This window comes from Acidithrix ferrooxidans, assembly GCF_000949295.1.
Classification (GTDB): domain Bacteria; phylum Actinomycetota; class Acidimicrobiia; order Acidimicrobiales; family Acidimicrobiaceae; genus Acidithrix; species Acidithrix ferrooxidans.
On the sequence record NZ_JXYS01000125.1, the window covers coordinates 1 to 5,423 of the forward strand.

The following is a 5,423-nucleotide window of genomic DNA, read 5'->3' on the forward strand; positions in this document are numbered from 1 at the left end:
GCTTGCTACCCAGTGGTCGACGTCTTCAATGTCCAAGCGGATCGGGGTATCACCAGCGAGCATCTCACGTATCTGGAGAACCTTTGGCCTCAAGCCCCATGTCTTGGGATACTTCAACATCAGTACCGATCCGGCCTTTACCGAAAAGGTCCGCGACATAACTGGGATCTATCTCAATCCCCCTGATGCTGCACTGGTACTATGTATTGACGAAAAGACACAGATCCAGGCGTTGGATAGAACCCAGCCACTGCTTCCCATGAGACCTTTTGTTCCAGAGCGGCAAACACATGACTACAAACGCAACGGCACAACAAATCTCTTTGCAGCACTTGATGTTGCCTCTGGCAAGGTGATCACCAACACCACAAAGGCTCATCGGGCGATCGAGTTCATAGCCTTTTTGGATCAGGTGAAAAAAGAAGTTCCAAAAGAACTCGAAGTCCACGTCATCCTGGACAATTATGCAACGCATAAAACCGATGCTGTACGGGCCTGGCTCATAAAAAACCCCAGATTCCACTTCCATTTTACACCCACCTACTCCTCGTGGATGAACCTGGTTGAGAGATGGTTCTCGGAACTGACTACCAAAATGCTCCACACATCCACCCATAAGTCACAAAAGCAACTCGTTGCTTCGATCAACACCTGGGCAGAGCGCTGGAACCAAGACCCAACACCATTTAGGTGGGTAAAGACAGCTGACGAGATATTCGCATCGATGGCAAAGTATCTGGGGAACTAGAACTCAGGGAACTTATGAGAGGGGACACTAGATCCATCTTCGGTTCCATAGGCTAAGAGTTGTGGGAGACGTCAAATAGTTCTCTAGCTCAAGTAACCGACACGGATATATCGATTGATGAGAATTTTAAATTGGCCAGTTTTTGGCGGGATTAGGTTGGCAGAAGAAGACCTTTAATTTACGGAACGAGCAAAGGTGCCGACCATCGCGAGGCTCACCGTGCTATTGGGCGAAGAACGAAGAGGATTCCTCTTGAGACCAAACACTGCGACTCCTCTAATTATCTCTATAGAAACGGATGTTGTAGGTAGGGTACTGTAGCTTGACGATTGACGTCCAACTATGCGATTAGCAGTTGGGTTTTGGGGTTTTCTATTAGATTAACCTCATGAAGAGGTATTTTCGACCATCGCAGATCTTTGTTACACCCCACGTGCTCTTCGCGTGCGATTCGGGTGTGTCGGTCGTTGTCGTTATTGATATTACCAAACCAGAGCTTCAATCCCTAGTTTCGGTGCCGATCCCATCAAATGAGTATTGGCTCGCCTCTGCCTATGGAAAAAGCCTTTGGATCTGGTCGTCATCGGCACAAAGGACTCTTTATCATGTGCAACAAGGTGGCCAAGTCGCTTGCATTGAGGTAGGTTATTCTGTGCACAGCTTGCTCGCCGATACAGGTGGGTGCTGGGTGCTTTCAGAGATCGACGATACTAGGCTACCTCGTGGGCAAGATGAAAATCCAACGACCGAACTGCTCCTCATCGACAAAGAGACTTCGATGGTAAGATCTTTTCTCCTGGCGGGGATACCCCATGGAATTGGGCTGATTGGTGGCCAATGCTGGGTCTCAACACTCCATAAGGATCAAGATTGCCAGGGTACAAAAACAGTCTGGTGGCACCAAGATAAAGAAGAAGCGAACTTCGAACGAGGTCAACCTAATTTAGATTCCCTAGAAAGCGCGACATGGTCCTCGACGCCATGGAGGAGTTTTCGTGATCTACCGCGGCTCTACCGTCGTGATCTAACGGGCGTTACTCCATTGGGATTAGATGCCCATCTCCTCCTACGGCTGAGTCACACCAACGCCAAAGCGGAAGAGATTCGCCGTTTAAATGGTATGGTGATTTGGCCACTCAATGAAGATCAAAGAAACATCATCGCAAGTGTTCCACTAGGCGGAACACTGTTGGATACCCAATCCATAGATGACAGCCTCTATTGCAGCATCGCAAGCGATGATGGCATAAAAATAGTACGCCATGACGGATCGGAACCATCTGTCGTGACCATCATTGGCGAGCATGACTTCGATGTTTCAACCTTCCTCCAGCGGCCACAATGGTTTGGTTTGGATCATTCTCCAGAGGAGGAAGTGCTACAACAACTTGCCGAAGTGAAAGCCTTCTTTCAGAGAGGATGGGGTTCGCCTGAACAAATACATCCTCCAGCAGCTGCCATTGAGGATGTGAAAGTTCTCAAGCAAAGCGGATGGAGTGCGGTGCCACCCAGAAATCCTTCCAAGGATGCTATTGAGGGAGTGAAAGTTCTCGAGATTGAGGCGGTTGACAGTTGGCCAGATACAACCATAGAGATCACCTTCACTTCAACGCAACGTCCAGGTGTGATCTTTGTAAGGAAGTTTCGAGCTTTTAGAGAAAACGGAATGCCCTCGCAATATGATATTCCAATCAGCATGATGGAGGATCTTGAGACCGGTCGACTGCCACTTCCTAACCAGTATCGCTACGACAGTCGCGGACGAGTCCTAACACAGCCGCTCTAGATCTGACTTGTACTATTGGCTTTTAATTTGTAATACTGACTGTAATAGGGGGCAACTATCAATACTGATCTTGTAGATGCCAACGGGTCTTGGGCGTGAATTCCCTGCGCCTAAGATGTGATGGCGCAGGGAATTCACCAGAGTCTCTGCGAACAAGGTTGTCATTTTGAGGGATTGAACAGTATCATTAGGGATCTTCGACAATATTCGTGCCAAGATGCTGGCTTGGTCTCGGCCATGAAATTCGGACAAAGAGATTCCAGGGAACAGTCTGCATAAAAAGACCCAGGAAAGCTATTTTAGGAGCGGCTGTCCCTCTTGGTCGATAGGGTCACTTGCAGTGACTTGGCATTTTTGTTTCAAGCATCGGTATGATTATTCGTCGAGTTTTTCTATAAACAAGGTAGCTTATAACCCCATGGTCAATAGTGATTCCCACGTCGTCGCCGGGATGTCGCCGTTGTATTGGTTGATTACGGTGGGGTTGTGGAATTGAGTTTTTCAAACCATCTTAGCAGCGTTCATTATTGTTAAATTTACCCCGGAAATAGCGCATGTAGTGTTCGCGCCTTTTCGATTTTCGACCATAGTCTCGACCACAAGATCGTATCTCTGAGATTTGGTCATAGTAATGTAGATACTGGGGGCCAAAGGAGATTTCAAAGTTGAGGATGGTGAATTGAAGATGCGATTCGACAGATTTGGAGCTTATTTGACGCTGACTGGTTAAGTGATTGGCCATAGCAATTAGTCTTCGCGTCACGTTCGGTTTTCGTTTTGGCTAACAGGTACCTTTATAATCTTATGGACCAAGAGTTCTGACAAAGGGGCCAGGAGATCAAAGAGAATTCAATTCGAATCTAAACTGTCAGATCTGAGCGTAATAAGCAAGGTAAGCCAAATGGAACTGTAGCCGTCCCAACTTTGGCACCACTACTGTAAGTAACAGCGAAGAATCGAAGGTCAGGACAAAGCGCCAGTTGTCTAACACCTAGGGTGCTTTGCGTAATAAGTAATTCCTCGTGGTCACTTTGTCTCTAAGGAATGCTTCACTTTATGGGAATATGTCATAGGCTATGTCTCTCTCGAAGAAGTATCCTATTTGTATGTGTGCAATTTGGTAGATGGTGCTTGGAGGGGATTCAGGTTCTATCAAATAGTTTTTTCCGTGATTTAATAGGTTTATTTGTATCACAAAAGGCGTTATAAAAATGGCTTTGTCGCCGAAAATTACAGTACCTACTTCGTCTCTGACGTGGCGTTTTTCTAGAAGCTCAGGTGCCGGTGGTCAGCATGTCAATACTACCGATTCACGCGTCGAACTGATCTGTGATCTTAGCGGAATCTATTGCTCCAGCGTGAACCGCGACATGATAATGCGACGTTATGGAGACAGCATACGCGTTGTTTCATCAACTCAAAGGTCTCAGGGTCAAAATCGCAAAATTGCACTTGATCGTCTACACGAACTGTTGGAGAATGCCTGCAAACCCCCAAAGATTCGAAAGCCTACTCGTCCGACTCGCGGTGCTAATCAAGCTCGATTAGATGACAAAAGGGCGCTTTCGAACAAGAAGCTTCAAAGGGCGATCAACGTCGATGAATAGATCGACTCTATGTGCTCTAGAGCTCTAGTGGGCCTAACCCCAGTTTCGGCTGAATTCCCCCCAAGACCCCGTTTAAGCCCCCTTTTAGCCCCTATTTGGGGGTAACCCTTATTTGGAGATGCTGGTAGATGAAGTTCGGTTTTCTCAAGTGGCGAATGTAGTGCCCTAAGCTGAGAGTTAGCTGGGAATATTGGCCTACAAGGTAATTCATCTGGTATACTTGTTATATGTTCATTCGCGCGAAGACCACTAAGAATAAGGCAACTGGAACTAAATATATAAAGCATCAGTTAGTTAGGTCTTATCGCGAAGGAGACAAAGTACGCCAAGAGATAGTTATGGATCTAGGACGACTTGAGATTGATCCTAAGGACTACAAGAAGCTAGCTCAGATATTGACGATGAGACTAGCAGGCTCTGAGTCTTTGTTTGAAGGTGACCTAGAACTAAAGTCAATCGCCGATAAAGTTCTATCTAGCTTTTCTGTTACTGTACACATTCGGTGATCCCGTCAAACAAGCGGTGCTGTAGACACTCGATGATGGCGTAAGGTTGGGGTAGCTGGCCTATCCTCTGTGGCCTAGGGTGGCTGGACACGGCGCTTTAATTGTGATAGTTATAGTTACGTGGCAAAAACAGTGCGCCAATACGACAACGAGCGGATCGCTTCGCTGGAGGCCGAGAACGTCGTCCTTAGGTCCGAGCGTGACGAGTTGTCTGCCAAAGTGGATGCACTCACAGCCAAGATCGTCGAGCTAACCAAACAGGCTTTCGGGCGTCGCTCCGAACGGGCGAAGATGGCTCAGGATGTGAACGCAGAACCAATAGGCGCCTTGGAAGAAAGTAGCGACCCTGAGCCTGATGAGGTGCCAAGGCGCAAGAGAGGTCAACAACTCGGGCACCGCGGCCATGGTCGACGCAGCTATGACCACCTACCACGCGTACAACAGATCCATGAGCCCGATTCCAAGCTGTTGGTCTGTGGGAGCTGTGGTGCGCCTTATGCGCCTTTCGGAGAGGAACGCTGCGAGGAGATCGACGTCGAGGTGATAGTCCGGGTCATCGACCATATCCGTCCGACGTACCGGAGAGGATGTAACTGCAAGGCGACCAAGGGGGTCGTAGCTGGCGCACCACCAGCGAAGGTAGTTCCAAAAGGTAGGCTGTCGGCTGGGTTCCTCGCCCATATCGTGGTGGCGAAGTTTCTCCTTGGGCTCCCGATCAACCGGGTATGTGCAGCACTTGCGATGCAAGGGGCCAACTTCGCTCCTTCGACTCTGGT

Annotated in this window: 4 protein-coding genes and 1 pseudogene; all 5 read left to right on the forward strand. The window is 48.3% G+C overall.

Annotated features, from left to right (window positions below; all coding sequences use genetic code 11):
* A partial coding sequence (locus tag AXFE_RS16525) for an IS630 family transposase (protein WP_052607031.1) occupies positions 1–748 on the forward strand: 748 nt, incomplete at its 5' end.
* A gap of 388 nt (positions 749–1,136) precedes the next feature.
* Positions 1,137–2,534 (forward strand): hypothetical protein, encoded by a 1,398-nt coding sequence (locus AXFE_RS16530; RefSeq protein WP_052607032.1) that lies wholly within the window; start codon positions 1,137–1,139, stop codon positions 2,532–2,534.
* Between the two features lie 1,211 nt (positions 2,535–3,745).
* Positions 3,746–4,141: an alternative ribosome rescue aminoacyl-tRNA hydrolase ArfB gene (gene arfB / locus AXFE_RS16535; RefSeq protein WP_052607033.1), complete on the forward strand. Its 396-nt coding sequence runs from the start codon at positions 3,746–3,748 to the stop codon at positions 4,139–4,141.
* Positions 4,142–4,368: 227 nt separating this feature from the next.
* Positions 4,369–4,647, forward strand: a complete 279-nt coding sequence (locus tag AXFE_RS16540; RefSeq protein WP_052607034.1) for a hypothetical protein — start codon at positions 4,369–4,371, stop codon at positions 4,645–4,647.
* 120 nt (positions 4,648–4,767) lie between these two features.
* Positions 4,768–5,423 (forward strand): annotated as a pseudogene (locus AXFE_RS16545) (hypothetical protein); the annotation flags it as partial.